11 protein-coding genes are annotated in these 14,357 nt (G+C 60.2%); 6 read left to right on the top strand and 5 right to left on the bottom strand.

Annotated features, from left to right (window positions below; translation table 11 throughout):
- The first annotated feature begins 169 nt into the window (after positions 1-169).
- Positions 170-2,023, top strand: a complete 1,854-nt coding sequence (locus BMY54_RS09520; protein WP_093431337.1) for a polyurethane esterase — start codon at positions 170-172, stop codon at positions 2,021-2,023.
- A 239-nt stretch (positions 2,024-2,262) separates the two neighbouring features.
- On the top strand, positions 2,263-2,637 hold the full coding sequence (locus BMY54_RS09525; protein ID WP_093431339.1) for a hypothetical protein: 375 nt from the start codon (positions 2,263-2,265) through the stop codon (positions 2,635-2,637).
- 53 nt (positions 2,638-2,690) lie between these two features.
- On the opposite strand, the gene BMY54_RS09530 is transcribed toward BMY54_RS09525, so the two are convergent.
- On the bottom strand, positions 2,691-2,915 hold the full coding sequence (locus BMY54_RS09530; RefSeq protein WP_093431342.1) for a YgdI/YgdR family lipoprotein: 225 nt from the start codon (positions 2,913-2,915) through the stop codon (positions 2,691-2,693).
- A 194-nt stretch (positions 2,916-3,109) separates the two neighbouring features.
- Between BMY54_RS09530 and BMY54_RS09535 the strand changes: the two genes are divergently transcribed.
- The 4 genes from BMY54_RS09535 to BMY54_RS09550 are packed head-to-tail and all read left to right on the top strand — an operon-like array spanning position 3,110 to position 9,616.
- Entirely contained in the window at positions 3,110-4,762 is a 1,653-nt protein-coding gene (locus tag BMY54_RS09535; protein WP_093431345.1) for a VRR-NUC domain-containing protein, read from the top strand.
- Positions 4,759-7,077, top strand: a complete 2,319-nt coding sequence (locus tag BMY54_RS09540) for an ATP-dependent DNA helicase (RefSeq protein ID WP_093431348.1) — start codon at positions 4,759-4,761, stop codon at positions 7,075-7,077. Before BMY54_RS09535 ends, BMY54_RS09540 begins: the two co-directional genes overlap by 4 nt.
- A gap of 5 nt (positions 7,078-7,082) precedes the next feature.
- On the top strand, positions 7,083-9,023 hold the full coding sequence (locus tag BMY54_RS09545; RefSeq protein ID WP_093431351.1) for a hybrid sensor histidine kinase/response regulator: 1,941 nt from the start codon (positions 7,083-7,085) through the stop codon (positions 9,021-9,023).
- 56 nt (positions 9,024-9,079) lie between these two features.
- Positions 9,080-9,616 (top strand): hypothetical protein, encoded by a 537-nt coding sequence (locus BMY54_RS09550; RefSeq protein ID WP_016983364.1) that lies wholly within the window; start codon positions 9,080-9,082, stop codon positions 9,614-9,616.
- 266 nt (positions 9,617-9,882) lie between these two features.
- Here BMY54_RS09550 and BMY54_RS09555 read toward each other — a convergent pair whose 3' ends face one another.
- From BMY54_RS09555 to BMY54_RS09570, 4 genes are all read right to left on the bottom strand, one after another.
- Entirely contained in the window at positions 9,883-10,179 is a 297-nt protein-coding gene (locus tag BMY54_RS09555) for a hypothetical protein (protein ID WP_093431354.1), read from the bottom strand.
- 180 nt (positions 10,180-10,359) lie between these two features.
- A complete protein-coding gene (locus tag BMY54_RS09560; RefSeq protein WP_093431357.1) occupies positions 10,360-11,709 on the bottom strand; it encodes a cation:proton antiporter in 1,350 nt (449 codons plus the stop codon).
- 90 nt (positions 11,710-11,799) lie between these two features.
- Positions 11,800-12,657, bottom strand: coding sequence for a glucose 1-dehydrogenase (locus BMY54_RS09565; RefSeq protein WP_093431360.1), 858 nt, complete (start codon positions 12,655-12,657; stop codon positions 11,800-11,802).
- Positions 12,658-12,871: 214 nt separating this feature from the next.
- The gene (locus BMY54_RS09570; RefSeq protein WP_093431363.1) at positions 12,872-14,026 is read right to left on the bottom strand and encodes a MalY/PatB family protein; all 1,155 of its coding nucleotides are present in this window, start codon (positions 14,024-14,026) and stop codon (positions 12,872-12,874) included.
- Positions 14,027-14,357: the final 331 nt, after the last annotated feature.

Consider the following 14,357-nt stretch of genomic DNA (forward strand, 5'->3'; position numbering starts at 1 on the left):
AATGCGTAGGGTCAGTTGAAGTATTGGTACCTGACACACCGCTTTCGCGAGCAAGCTCGCTCCCACAGTGAACAGCAACAAGTAGTACTGAAATGCTCCGGGGCGTCCCCGTGGGGCGCCCTGGCTGTGAGCTATCTCTAACAATTCCAACAAGAGAGAGGCAATAGCAATGGGTGTGTATGACTACAAGAACTTCGGCACAGCCGATTCCAAGGCGTTGTTCAACGATGCCATGGCGATCACGCTGTATTCCTATCACAACCTCGATAACGGCTTTGCCGCCGGTTATCAGCACAACGGTTTCGGCCTCGGCCTGCCCGCCACGCTGGTCACGGCGCTGCTCGGCGGCACCGATTCGCAAGGGGTGATTCCCGGCATTCCGTGGAACCCCGACTCGGAAAAACTCGCCCTCGACGCGGTGAAAAAGGCCGGCTGGACGCCCATCACCGCCTCGCAACTGGGCTATGACGGCAAGACCGATGCGCGCGGAACCTTCTTCGGCGAGAAGGCCGGCTACACCACCGCGCAAGTGGAAATCCTCGGCAAGTACGACGCCCAGGGCCATCTCACCGAACTCGGCGTTGCCTTTCGCGGCACCAGCGGCCCGCGGGAAAACCTGATCCTCGACTCCATCGGCGACGTGATCAACGACCTGCTCGCCGCCTTCGGTCCCAAGGATTACGCGAAGAATTACGTCGGCGAAGCCTTCGGCAATCTGCTCAATGACGTGGTGGCGTTTGCCAAGGCCAACGGCCTCAGCGGCAAGGACGTTCTCGTCAGTGGCCACAGCCTCGGTGGCCTGGCGGTCAACAGCATGGCCGACCTGAGCGGTGGCAAGTGGGGTGGTTTCTTTGCCGACTCCAACTACATCGCCTACGCCTCGCCAACGCAAAGCAGCACCGACAAAGTGCTCAACGTCGGCTACGAAAACGACCCGGTGTTCCGCGCCCTCGACGGCTCGACCTTCACCGGTGCTTCGATCGGCGTGCACGATGCGCCCAAAGTATCGGCCACCGACAACATCGTCAGCTTCAACGATCACTACGCCTCGACCGCGTGGAATCTGCTGCCGTACTCGATCCTCAACATTCCCACCTGGATCTCGCACTTGCCGACCGCGTATGGCGACGGCATGAATCGGGTGATCGACTCAAAATTCTACGACCTGACCAGCCGCGACTCGACGATCATTGTCGCCAACCTCTCGGACCCGGCGCGGGCCAACACCTGGGTACAGGACCTCAACCGCAACGCCGAAACCCATAAGGGCAGCACGTTCATCATTGGCAGTGACGCCAACGATCTGATCCAGGGCGGTAGCGGCAACGATTACCTGGAAGGCCGCGCCGGTAATGACACCTTCCGCGACAGTGGTGGCTACAACGTTATCCTCGGCGGGCAGGGCAGCAACACCCTCGATCTGCAAAGTGCGGTGAAGAACTTCGACTTCGCCAATGACGGTACCGGCAATTTGTACGTGCGCGACGCCAACGGCGGGATCAGCATCACCCGCGATATCGGCAGCATTGTCACCAAGGAACCGGGCTTTCTCTGGGGCCTGTTCAAGGACGACGTGACCCACAGCGTCACGGCCAGCGGCTTGAAGGTCGGCAACAACGTCACCGCGTACGAATCCAGCGTCAAAGGCACCAGCGGCGCCGATACGTTGAAGGCGCATGCCGGTGGCGACTGGTTGTTCGGGCTGGACGGCAACGATCACCTGATGGGTGGCGTCGGCAATGACGTGTTTGTCGGCGGCGCCGGTAACGACCTGATGGAGTCGGGGGGCGGGGCGGATACGTTTCTGTTCAACGGTGCGTTTGGGCAGGATCGGGTGCTCGGTTTCACGTCCAATGACAAACTGGTGTTTCTCGGTGTGCAGGGCGTTTTGCCGGCGGAGGATTTCCGGGCTCATGCTGCGACTGTCGGGCAGGACACGGTGCTGACGTTTGGCAACGATTCGGTGACGTTGGTCGGGGTGTCGCTGAATAGCCTGAGTGCTGACGGTGTAGTGATCGCCTGAGGTTGATGGGGCGCCTTTAAGGCCCCCTTCGCGAGCAAGCTCACTCCCACAGGGAATTTGTAAACGACGCAAATCCCCTGTGGGAGCGAGCTTGCTCGCGAAGAACGATAACGCGGTTTAAAAGTGACTCGATGGCCACGACCTGACTCAAACCCCTGCAAAACAGGAATTGCGGCCTAAAGCCAGCACGTGCACACACGTTCTATAGCTAGCCGCCATTGGGTACAGGAGATTCAAACGTGAAAGGTTTCAAGGGGTATGTCGGGTTCGTCGCACTGGCGCTGTGTTCGGCCAATGCCTGCGCCGATCTGCCTCAAAGTTCGATTCTGAGCCGTTACGGCGTCACCACCGAGCAACTGCCGAGCCCGCCGAAAACCGAGGCAGTCGAACCGGTCGAAGAGAAGAGCCGCTTTCAGATTCAGCCCGAACAACCGTTCGTGACCCTGCGCCTGGGTGACGGCAAGCAGCCACAAACCACCGGCAATCTGAGCATCGATCGCATGACGCAGCAGGATCTGGATCGTTGTCGGCGTTTGCAGGGCGAAGTGGTCAAGCGGGGTGGCACGTACATGCCGTGCGACGGCAGCCTGCCGGGCATGCCGACCTTCGAATAACACGCGATGATTGTTCCCACGCAGAGCGTGGGAGCGATCGACGCGAGCGAAACCTAGTCTTCTTCGCGAACGGTCGCCACTTCATCGGCACGGACCTTCACCTTGGCCCCGGAAATATCCTCGAACTCATAGAAGCCGTCCTTGGTTTTGGTCTTCGGCATGTCCTTGGTCAGGTACTGGGTGCCGTTCTGCAGGGTGACCACCGTCGGCGTCGAGCAACCGGCCAGTGCCAGCGCGGCGGCGATGGCGAAAGGGATGCCCAGTGACTTAATTTTCATACCCACCTCTAAATCCTCATTCGATGTGATGCCGAGCATTGTCGGCTCTCTAACGCGGTTGGTGCCATCCCCGGAGGAAAAGTTCGATAGCCCGGCGAAAAAATGCCATTGATCATTTTCCGTTTGCGCCGGGCAGGGCACAGCTGGTATCTGTACGCATAACCAGTACTCGCTTGCCATGGCCCAGAATCCCCGTGACTGCCAATCCCCTCGACGACCCGTTCTATTACCTTAACAACTTCCGGCAAGTGCTTGATTGGCTTGAGCTTCGTTATGCCGATGTAATGAGCGAACCGGAACACGCGTTCATCCGCGACTTCAAGGCCTTGCCGCGCGCGTCGCAGGGTTTGCTGGTGCGGATGGTCATGCGCAAGGGTGTGCATTTTCGTGCCGGCAAACTCAATTACATTGAAATCGGTGACATCGCCGAGGCCGCGCAGCCCTTGCTGGAGTACGGCTGGATCGACGAACACGCGCCGCTGGTCCTCGCCGAGTTGTTCGATGTGTTGCTCAAGGCCGAGATCCTGCAAGCGTTCGCAGCCTTTATCGAGCAACCCAAGGGCCGCAAGGACGATTGGCTGCCGCTCCTCGCCGAGCAGTTTGCAGAAGCTCGCAGCCTGCGCGACTGGGCGCCGCTGCTCGATGATCGCTTGTTCAGCCTGACGATCATGGACCTGTGCGATCGCTTGCGGCTGATGTTCTTCGGCAACCTGTATCAGGACTGGTCGGAATTCGTCCTCGCCGACCTTGGCATCTTCACTTATGAAAAAGTCGAATTCTGCGCCGACTCGCGGGGCCTGCGCAGTCGCGAAGACGTCGATGCGTGCCTGTTCCTGCACAACTGTCAATTGCGTTTCGAGGCCGGTGAGCCACTGGACACCATTGTTGCGCAGGTCAGCGCCTTGCACTTCGACAACCCGTGGCTGCAGCGCCGGCGTGGCAAGGTGCTGTTCCAGATCGGCCAGTATTGCGAGCGCATCGGCGAGTTTGCCCTGGCCCTGAGCATTTACCGCGACTGCGCCTATCCCGGCGCCCGTTTACGCATGATCCGCGTGCTGGAGCGCAGCGGCGAATACTCATTGGCACTGGAACTCGCCACGCTGGCCGAACAGGCGCCGGAAAGCGCTGCCGAGCAGCAAGGCCTGCAACGGATATTGCCAAGGGTGCGGCGCAAACTCGGCGGCCCGCCGCTCAAACGCGTAGCGGCCAGACCGGTCGAGCGGCTGGATCTGCAATTGCCACGCACCGACCCAGCCTTGTCCGTGGAGTTTTACGTGCAGGCGCATCTGCACGATGACGATGGCCCGGTGCATTACGTGGAAAACAGCCTGATCAACTCGCTGTTTGGCCTGTTGTGCTGGCCAGCGATCTTCGCGCCATTGCCCGGGGCATTCTTTCACCCGTTCCAGCGCGGCCCGGTGGACCTGCTCAACGAAGATTTCCAGCAACGCCGCGCCGAGCTGTTCCAGGCGTGCCTGAGCGAACTCGACGACGGCCGCTATGCCGCGACCATTCGCCAGCGCTTTGTCGACAAATGGGGTGTCCAGTCGCCATTTGTATTCTGGGGCGCGGTGAATGAACAATTGCTTGAGCAGGCGTTGGCCTGTCTACCCGCCGAGCACCTTAAGCACTGGTTCACCCGTTTGCTGCTCGACATCAAGGCCAACCGCGCCGGCATGCCCGACCTGATCCAGTTCTGGCCGCAGCACAAAACCTACCGAATGATTGAAGTGAAAGGCCCCGGCGATCGCCTGCAGGACAACCAGCTGCGCTGGCTTGAGTTCTGTCACCAACACCAGATGCCCGTGGCCGTGTGTTATGTGCAATGGGCGGAGCAGAGCGCTTGAGTTACAGCATTGCCGTGCGCGCACTCTGCGAGTTCACCGCCAAGACCGGCGACCTTGACCTGCGTTTTACGCCATCACCCACGGCGCTGGAAGGCATCGCCGGCCACCGCACTGTGGCCTCGCGGCGCAGCGAAAAGTATCAAAGCGAAGTGGCGCTCGAAGGCGAGTTTCTGCAGTTGAAGGTCAAGGGCAGGGCGGACGGCTACGACCCGGCGCAAACCTGCCTGGAAGAAGTTAAAACCTACCGTGGCGACCTGAGCAAACAACCGGCCAATCACCGCCAGTTGCACTGGGCGCAGGCGAAGATCTACGGCTGGTTGATGTGCCGCAAACTCGAACTTGAGCAGATCAATCTGGCGCTGGTGTATTTCGATATCGTCAGCGAGAAGGAAACCTGCCTGGTCGAGGTCTTCAGCGCCGAAACCCTCAAGGCCTTTTTCGAACAGCAATGCACGCTGTTCCTGCAATGGGCCGAACAGGAAATGGCCCATCGCGAGGCGCGCAATCTGGCCGCGCAGCAACTGGCGTTTCCCCATGCCGATTTTCGTCCCGGTCAACGGCATCTCGCCGAATCGGTGTTCAAAGCCGTCAGCACCGGCCGTTGCCTGATGGCCCAGGCACCGACCGGCATCGGCAAAACCCTCGGCACGCTGTTCCCGATGCTCAAGGCCCTGGCGCCGCAGCAACTGGACAAGGTGTTCTTCCTGACCGCGAAGACACCTGGGCGCAAACTGGCGCTGGATGCCAGTCAGGTGCTGTTCGATCAGTCACCAGCCTTGCCCTTGCGGGTGCTGGAAATGGTCGCCCGCGACAAGGCCTGCGAACATCCGGACAAAGCCTGTCACGGCGAATCCTGCCCGTTGGCCCAGGGCTTTTATGATCGCCTGCCGGCCGCGCGGGAAGCGGCCAGCCGAATCCGCCTGCTCGACCAAGCCGCCATGCGCGAGATCGCCGCGCAACACGCGGTGTGCCCGTATTACCTGAGTCAGGAGATGGCCCGTTGGGTAGACGTGGTGATCGCCGACTACAACTATTACTTCGACTTCAGCGCCATGCTGTTCGGTCTGGCCCAGCTCAATCAATGGAAAGTCGCGGTGCTGGCGGACGAGGCGCATAACCTCGTCGAGCGCGGCCGGCAGATGTACAGCGCCAGTCTTGATCAATTCACCCTGGGCAGCGTGCGCAAAACCGCGCCCGCGCCGCTGAAAAATGCCCTGCAACGGATCAACCGTGAATGGAACGCGTTGCATGCGCCGCAACTGGCGGCGTATCAGGCGTACGACAAGGCCCCGGAAAAACTCCTGCAAGCGATCTCGTTGTGTTGCGCGGCCATTGGCGATTACCTCAATGACCATCCGCAGGGCCTCGACAGCGCCTTGCAGAACTTCTATTTCGACCTGCTGCAATTCGCCCGGGTGGCGGAGCTGTACGACGAGCATTACCTGTTCGATATCAGCAAGCGCGACCTCGACCGCAAAAAGCCGCTGTCGCAGTTATGCCTGCGCAACGTGGTGCCGGCCGCGTTCATTGGCCCGCGCCTGAAAGCGGCGCGCAGCAGCGTGCTGTTTTCCGCGACCCTCAGCCCGCGTCACTATTACGCCGATTTGCTTGGCACCCCCGCCGACACAGTGTGGATCGACGTCGAATCGCCGTTTTGCGCCGAGCAGTTGCAGGTGCAGATCGTCAGCCGCATTTCGACACGTTTCAATCATCGTCAGGCGTCGCTGGAGCCGATCGTCGAATTGATCGCGCGGCAGTTCAGCGAGCGTCCGGGTAACTATCTGGCGTTTTTCAGCAGCTTCGATTATCTGCAACAAGTGGCGTCGTTACTCGCTGAGCGTTACCCGCACATCAGCCTGTGGCAGCAATCGCGGGGCATGCTCGAAGGGGCGCGGCAGGCCTTTCTCGATCAGTTCACCGCGCACAGCCAGGGCGTCGGCTTTGCCGTGTTGGGCGGTGCGTTCGGCGAAGGCATCGATTTACCCGGTGCGCGGCTGATCGGCGCGTTCATTGCCACCCTGGGGCTGGCGCAGTTCAATCCGGTCAACGAACAACTCAAACACCGCATGGCCGCCATCTTCGGCGCCGGTTACGACTACACCTACCTGTACCCGGGCGTGCAGAAAGTGGTGCAGGCCGCCGGGCGAGTCATCCGCACCCGTGAGGATAGCGGCGTGGTCATGCTGATTGACGATCGCTTTGCCGAGAGCCGGATCAAACAGCTGCTGCCGCGCTGGTGGGCAATCAATCATGAGACGGACGCTTCCCAATTTGCCGGATTACCGCATACTTCTGCTCATGACAATGGCTGGTGAGTGTGATGAGCGAGAAAAACAAGACCGCGGCGATCGAAGAGATGCGTTTTCGTCTGTTGATCGATGCGGTGGTCGACTATGCGATCTACATGATCGATCCCGACGGCATCATCACCAGTTGGAACTCTGGCGCCAAACGCTTCAAGGGCTACGAAGAAGCGGAAATCCTCGGCGAACATTTCTCCCGCTTCTATACAGCTGAGGATCGCGCCGCCGGTCTGCCGCAGCGTGCGCTCGACACGGCGATCCGTGAGGGACGTTTCGAAGGCGAGGGCTGGCGGGTGCGCAAGGACGGCACCAATTTCTGGTCGCATGTGGTCATCGACCCGATCATTGATCCCGACGGCAAATTGCTCGGTTTCGCCAAGATCACCCGCGACCTGACCGACCGCAAAATGGCCGAAGAAACCCTCAAGCAAAGCGAGCAGCAGTTCCGCTTGCTGGTGCAGGGCGTCACCGACTACGCCATCTACATGCTCAGTCCCGAAGGCCGGGTCAGCAACTGGAACCAGGGCGCGCAGCGGATCAAAGGCTATCTGCCGGAAGAAATCATCGGTCAGCATTTTTCGCTGTTCTATACCCCCGAGGACCGCGAACTCGGCGAGCCGCAACGGGCGCTGGAAATCGCCACCCGCGAGGGCCGTTTCGAGAACAAGAGCTGGCGCATGCGCAAGGACGGCACGCGGTTTCTCGCTCATGTGGTGGTCGATGCGATTCGTGGTGACACCGGCACATTGCTCGGTTTTGCCAAGATCACCCGCGACATCACCGAGACCCACCAGGCGCAACAGGCGCTGGAGAAAACCCGTGAAGCGCTGTTCCAGGCGCAGAAGATGCAGGCCATCGGTCAGCTCAGCGGTGGCATTGCCCATGACTTCAATAATCTGCTGACGGTGATTCTCGGTAACCTCGAGATTGTGCAAAAGCGCGTGGGCGACGATGCGAAAATCAGCCGCCTGCTGGAAAACGCCACCCAAGGCGCCTTGCGTGGTGTGTCGCTGACCCAGCGCATGCTGGCATTTGCCCGCCGTCAGGAATTGAAGACCGAGTCGGTCGATATCGCGCAATTGGTTCAGGGCATCAGCGGTTTGCTGCGCAGTTCGCTGGGGCCGGGTATCCGTGTCGACACGCGGTTTCCCGACGATCTCGAGCCGGTGCTGGCGGACACCAACCAGTTGGAGCTGGCCTTGCTCAATCTGGCGACCAACGCCCGCGACGCCATGCCCGATGGAGGTACGGTGAGCATCAGCGCTGAACCGCAAGTGGTGCTTGAACTGGGGCATTCGGATCTGCCTGCGGGGCGTTACGTCTGCCTCAGCGTAATCGACACCGGGGAGGGCATGGATGAGCACACGCTGGCGTCGGCCAGAGATCCGTTCTTCACCACCAAAGGCTTGGGCAAGGGCACCGGGCTGGGCTTGTCGATGGTCCACGGCTTCATGGAGCAACTCGGTGGCCGTTTCATCCTCAAGAGTGCCAAGGCCCAGGGCACCACGGCAGAACTGTGGATTCCGGTGGCCGGCGAGGGTACCGTCAGCAAGTCGCTGCAGCCACACGCCGAGCCGGTGGTGGTACCAAGACTCAGCGTGCTGGTGGTGGATGACGACTCGCTGGTATTGACCAGCACCAGTCTGCTGCTCGAAGACCTCGGCCATCGGGTGGTCAGTGCGACGTCCGGTGCGCAAGCGCTGGCGTTGTTCGATCAGGGCGAGGTCATCGACCTGATGATCACCGACATGGCCATGCCGAAGATGAGCGGCGCGCAACTGGCCCATGCCGTGCGCGTGCTCAAACCGGATCTGCCGATCATCCTGGCCACCGGCTACGCCGAACGTCTGGAAGGCTTTGCCGCGCAACTGCCACGATTGCCCAAGCCGTTTACGCAGATGAATCTGGTGGCAATCATTGCCCAATCGATGAAACAAGGCGTCGGTCAATCCGTCTGAACTTGCGCGCCAACGGGGACTTCTAAACGTTTTCCCCGCCCCGGAGCGTGCATCTTTTGTCTCGCATACTGACTGAGCCCACCGCTGAAGAAACCCTGACCGAACATGACGCCAAGATGTTTGGCTCACCCAAGGAACGGCTGGATTTCTATCGGCGGGAGATCCAGTACGAAACCAGCATCCTCGCCAACCGTACCGACGCTTATCTGGCGGCGCAGTCGTTTCTGGTGATTGCCTTTGCCTCGTGTATGGCCAACCTCAACCCGGAGTGGGGCAAGTTGTTCACGCTGGTGGTGCCACCGTTTCTTGCGCTGCTCGGGCTGCTCAGCTCACTGAACGCCTGGCCGGGGATTCGCGCGGCGTACGACATCATCGACCACTGGCATTTCAAGCAAAGCCACTTGCTGCACAGCGAGCCGCTGATGGGCCTGGCGTATGACGAATCGCCGCTGTTTAGCGAGATGGAATCGAGCCACAAGGGCTATCGCAAGTCGCTGCTGTTTTCGGTGCGTACGCCGTGGATCTTTGCGACGTTCTGGGTGTTGCTGGGGAGTTATGCGGTGTTTATTCAGGTGACCAATCCGGGCGGGTGATGGGCAAAAATAGAAAAGCCCGGCTTATGTGGCCGGGCTTTTTCATTCGCTTGGATTTTGTGTTGCCATTCAGATCGATCCCCCTCACCCCAACCCTCCCGAAACGTCGGACCGCCCCCAATGGGGGCGAGGGGGAAGGGAGCAGATCTTCGTTGTACTCAAAATCTGCGTTCGACTCGGTATCTCAGGTCGGCGTACCTCGACCATTCACCTCGGTCAGTTCCCTCTCCCTCTGGGAGAGGGCTAGGGTGAGGGGCTTTTCTGCCTCACTCCACGGTCTCAAGCTCTCGACGCAGCGCCACCGAGTTTTGCGAAGACACCGGAATCGGCGGGAAGTCTTCGTTCAAGACGCACAAATGATCGATCGCATCTTCAAACATCAAATCGGCTTTCTTGCGCAGCGCTCGGTAATGTTCAAATTGCTCGATATCCAGATGTTCAACGTCGAGCAGCGCATTGGCCGCGCGGTTGAGGGTGTGGGCGTTATCGAACAATTGACGATTGCGTTCCAGAGCCAGTGCTCTGCAAGCCTTGATTTGCGCAGGAGTCGAGCATTCTTTCATGACCGTGACCTTAATCTTCAATGATTCCGTTTCATAGGCGTAGCGCCGCAGGGGAACCGAACCTGCCAGGCCCCGCCGGACATATCCGGCGAGGGGTTATGCTTGTGACTGCCGGCCATTAATCAGGGATCCATTTTTTTATAGAAAAAAATTCGATCAATTCCCGGCTAAATCCGCAAATCAAAAATCAGTTTTTTTGTTTTTGCGCTGTTCGTAACGGGCGAGGATCGGTTGCGTGCTGATGCCGTGGAGCAAGATGCTCAGCGCCACCACCGACAAGGTCAGATCGGTACACAGGCTGGCCACCGTGTCGGTCAACCCGTGGTTCAAGGCATAAAACAGATAAAACAGGCTGCCAATACCGCGAATGCCAAACCAGCCGATCAACAGCCGTTGCCTTCCTTTGAGCAGTGCGCCCCAAGGCATCAACGCGACGCAGGCCGGGCGGATCAGGCAGAACAGCACGCCGCCCACCAGCAACGCCCGCCAGTCCCAGTGCGCCACCAGCACCACGCCGAGCAGGGTCACTAGAAATACTTCCATGGCGCGCTCGACCAGACTGCCGAACGACAGCATGTCGCCCATCATGATCCCGGCGGCGACCTGGCTGCTTTCCAGCCGTTCGGTGTTGCCGTGCACCGCGTGCTGCGGTTCGACGTTCTGATGACCGACCACCGGCTGCACCAAGTGCTCGGCGGGCGGTTGCCCGGCGCCGGTGGATTTGACTTCGACCTGACGCAGGCCCAACCCGGCAGCGAACACCGACAGAAAACCATAGCCGCCAATCGCCTCGGCAACGACATACGCCAGGGCAATCAACGACAACGCCAGATAGTCGTTCGGGCTGAGCGTGCTGTCGTCATTGTGAATACGCAGCGACAGGGTCACGCGGCCGATACCTCGGCCCATCCAGTAACCGGTGAGCAGACCTGCGGGCACCGCCCACAACAAACTGCGCAAGACCCAGCCCTGCCACTCGGCGGCAGAGCCATCACCGTGAATCAACAACAAGCCGAGAATCACAAACGGAAACGCTACCCCGTCATTCAACCCGGCTTCACCCGACAGGCCGAAACGCACGCTGTCGACATCCCGCGCATCATTGACCTGCACCAGCGCCGCCAGCACCGGGTCGGTGGGCGCCAGCATCGCCCCGATCAACAACGCCGGCCCCCACGGCAAGCGCAAGGCAAAATGCAGCAGCAGGCACACCCCGGCGATGGTCAGCACCATTACGGGGCCGGCGAGGCCGAAGGCGATTCGCCAACGCTTGTCGCGCAGCGGCAGGCGCAATTTCAGGCCGCAGACGAACAGAGAGAAGAGCACCGCGACTTCCGTCAGGTGCTCCATCCACAGCGAAGCGTCTTCCAGGGATAGTTTCAGCAGATCGAGGCCACTGGGGCCGATGCCGATACCCAGCAGCAGACAAACCGCCGAGGTGGTCACCGGCATCCAGCGCAGGTATGACGACGTCAGCGCTAGGGTCAGCAGGACTGCGCCGAGTACGGCGACCCACACGATAAAACTCATGATCTGCCGCCTTCAAATGTTTGATGTGACGGCAATCGCACCGTGTTCAATGGGCCTTCAGTTTTACTGTAGGCGTTGGCGAAGGCGTCATCACAGCATCGGTTTGCCACCGGTCACGCCATAGCGCTGGCCGGTGATGTAACTGGCTTCGTCCGAGGCCAGCAACACGTAGATCGGCGACACTTCGACCGGTTGGCCGGGGCGGCCGAGCGGGGTGTTGCCGCCGAAGTTCTGCACTTCTTCATCGGGCATGGTCGAGACGATCAGCGGCGTCCAGATTGGCCCAGGTGCCACGCAGTTCACGCGGATTTCCTTTGGCCCGAGCATCTGCGCCAGACCGCCGGTGAAGTTGGCGATCGCGCCTTTGGTCGTGGCGTAGGCGAGCAGGGTGGGTTTGGGCATGTCCGAGTTGATCGAGCTGGTGTTGATGATCGACGAACCGGCGCGCATGTGTTTTATCGCGGCCTGGCACAAGCGGAAGATCGCAGTGATGTTGACGTCGAAGGTCATCACCCATTCATCGTCGGGGATTTCTTCGAAGGTTTCGTGAGTCATCTGGAACGCGGCGTTGTTGACCAGCACATCGATGCGGCCGAAGCGTTCCACGGTCTTGTCGACCAAGGCCTGGCAATGGGCCTTTTGCGCAATATCGCCCGGTAACAGCAGGCACTGGCGCCCGGCCTGCTCGATCCAGCGCGCGGTTTCCTGGGCGTCTTCGTGTTCATTCAGATAGGCGACCGCAACGTCGGCGCCTTCACGGGCGAAAGCAATGGCCACGGCGCGGCCGATACCGCTGTCGGCACCGGTGATCAGGGCGATCTTGCCGGCCAGTCGTCCGGAGCCGACATAGCTCTGTTCGCCGCAATCGGGATAGGGCTGCATCTTGCCCTGGGCGCCGGGCACGGTTTGGGCTTGTGCGGGGAAGGGTGGTTTTGGATAGTCGGTCATCGCGGGTCTCCGAGGTCTCAAGGCAGGTATGGGTGGTTGACCCGGTACGTTTGCCGTGAGTTCGATCGGATTTACGCTGCATTTCTGACTTGGAAATGCAAAACGAATGTGGGAGCGAGCTTGCTCGCGAAAGCGGTGGTTCAGTCAACATTGATGTCGGCTGATACTTCGCCTTCGCGAGCAAGCTCGCTCCCACAGGGGATCATCTGAGGTTTCAGGTATTGCGTGTAGTCAGCGCACGCTCCATGCGGGCGATGCCTTCTTCGAGCAGCGAACGCGGGCAGCCGAAGTTCAGACGGACGAACTGCTGGTGCTGATCGCCGAAGTCCAGACCGGCGCTGAGGCCAACCTTGCCCTGCTCAAGGAAGAACTGCTGCGGGTTGTCCAGGTCCAGCGCCGAGCAGTCCAGCCACGCCAGATAGGTGCCCTGCGGAACGTTGATGGTCACGCCCGGCAAGCGGTTGCGCACTGCTTCTACCAGCCAGTCGCGATTGGCTTGCAGGTAGGTTTTCAGCTCGGCCAGCCACGGCCCGCCTTCGCTGTACGCCACGCGAGTGGCTTCCATGCCCAGCGGGTTGACGCTGTCGACCATGCCGCAACGGGCGTGATTGACGCGTTCGCGCAGGGCGGCGTTCTGGATGATCATGAACGAGGTCTTGAGGCCGGCGATGTTGTAGGCCTTGCTCGCCGACATCAGCGTGATGGTGCGCTCGGCGATCTCCGCGCTCAGCGACGCCGTCGGAATGTGTACGCGACCGTCGAAGCACAGCTCGGCGTGGATTTCGTCGGAGATGATCCAGGCGTCCTGCGCCGCGCAGATATCGGCCACGGCTTGCAGCTCGTCACGGCCAAACACCTTGCCGATCGGGTTGTGCGGGTTGCTCAGCAACAGCGCGCCACCGCCGTTCAGCGATTCACGCAACACGTCCAGCGGCGTCAGGTAAGTGCCGTCAGCCTGGGCGACGAACTCCAGTTCAACCTTGTTCAAGCCCCAATGCCCCGGCGCGTGGCGCAGTGGCGGGTAGTTGGGCACTTGCACCACGACGTTCTGCTGTGGCTGCACCAGCGCTTTCAAAGCCATGTTGAAGCCCGACTCGACGCCCGGCAGAAAAATCAGCTCTTGCGGTTTGACCTTCCAGGAAAACTTGCTCCAGAGGTCGGCGACGATGGCTTCGCGCAAGTTGTCCTGCGCCACGCTGTAGCCCACCAGCGGATGCAGCAAGCGTTGTTGCAGCGCCTCGATCACCACCGGCGGCGCGGCGAAATCCATATCAGCGACCCACATCGGCAACACGTCGGCGCAATAGCGGCTCCACTTGGTGCTGCCGGTGTTGTGGCGGTCGAATACCTGATCAAAATCGAAAGTCATGCGCGGTCTCGTGAAGGCGGGAATGGTCCTGCCGGCCATTCTAAGCCTCCATCCCCTGTGGGGGCGAGCTTGCTGCTTATAAGGTTCACACAATACCTGTGGGAGCGAGCTTGCTCGCGAAGGCGTCGTGTCAGTCAGCATCGATGTCGAATGACACACCGCTTTCGCGAGCAAGCTCGCTCCCACAGGGTTTGGTGGTCTTCAGTTAAAGAACCGACAAACGGCCGACGGTCGGTTTTCACACAGATCGTGTGGTCATTGTCTACAGTGAAAAAATCGGCAGACGTTTGCCGCAACCGTGATTGTCCAGATAAAACCCGGCACGAGTACC

The organism is Pseudomonas sp. ok266 (genome assembly GCF_900110195.1).
GTDB classification, from domain to species: Bacteria; Pseudomonadota; Gammaproteobacteria; order Pseudomonadales; family Pseudomonadaceae; genus Aquipseudomonas; species Aquipseudomonas neuropathica.

Bases quoted from the DNA above. Each gene is read 5' to 3' on its own strand.
- BMY54_RS09530 (WP_093431342.1), bottom strand. From the start codon at position 2,915: ATGAAAATTAAGTCACTGGGCATCCCTTTCGCCATCGCCGCCGCGCTG.
- BMY54_RS09555 (WP_093431354.1), bottom strand. From the start codon at position 10,179: ATGAAAGAATGCTCGACTCCTGCGCAAATCAAGGCTTGCAGAGCACTG.
- BMY54_RS09545 (WP_093431351.1), top strand. From the start codon at position 7,083: ATGAGCGAGAAAAACAAGACCGCGGCGATCGAAGAGATGCGTTTTCGT.
- BMY54_RS09520 (WP_093431337.1), top strand. From the start codon at position 170: ATGGGTGTGTATGACTACAAGAACTTCGGCACAGCCGATTCCAAGGCG.
- BMY54_RS09560 (WP_093431357.1), bottom strand. From the start codon at position 11,709: ATGAGTTTTATCGTGTGGGTCGCCGTACTCGGCGCAGTCCTGCTGACC.
- BMY54_RS09570 (WP_093431363.1), bottom strand. From the start codon at position 14,026: ATGACTTTCGATTTTGATCAGGTATTCGACCGCCACAACACCGGCAGC.
- BMY54_RS09565 (WP_093431360.1), bottom strand. From the start codon at position 12,657: ATGACCGACTATCCAAAACCACCCTTCCCCGCACAAGCCCAAACCGTG.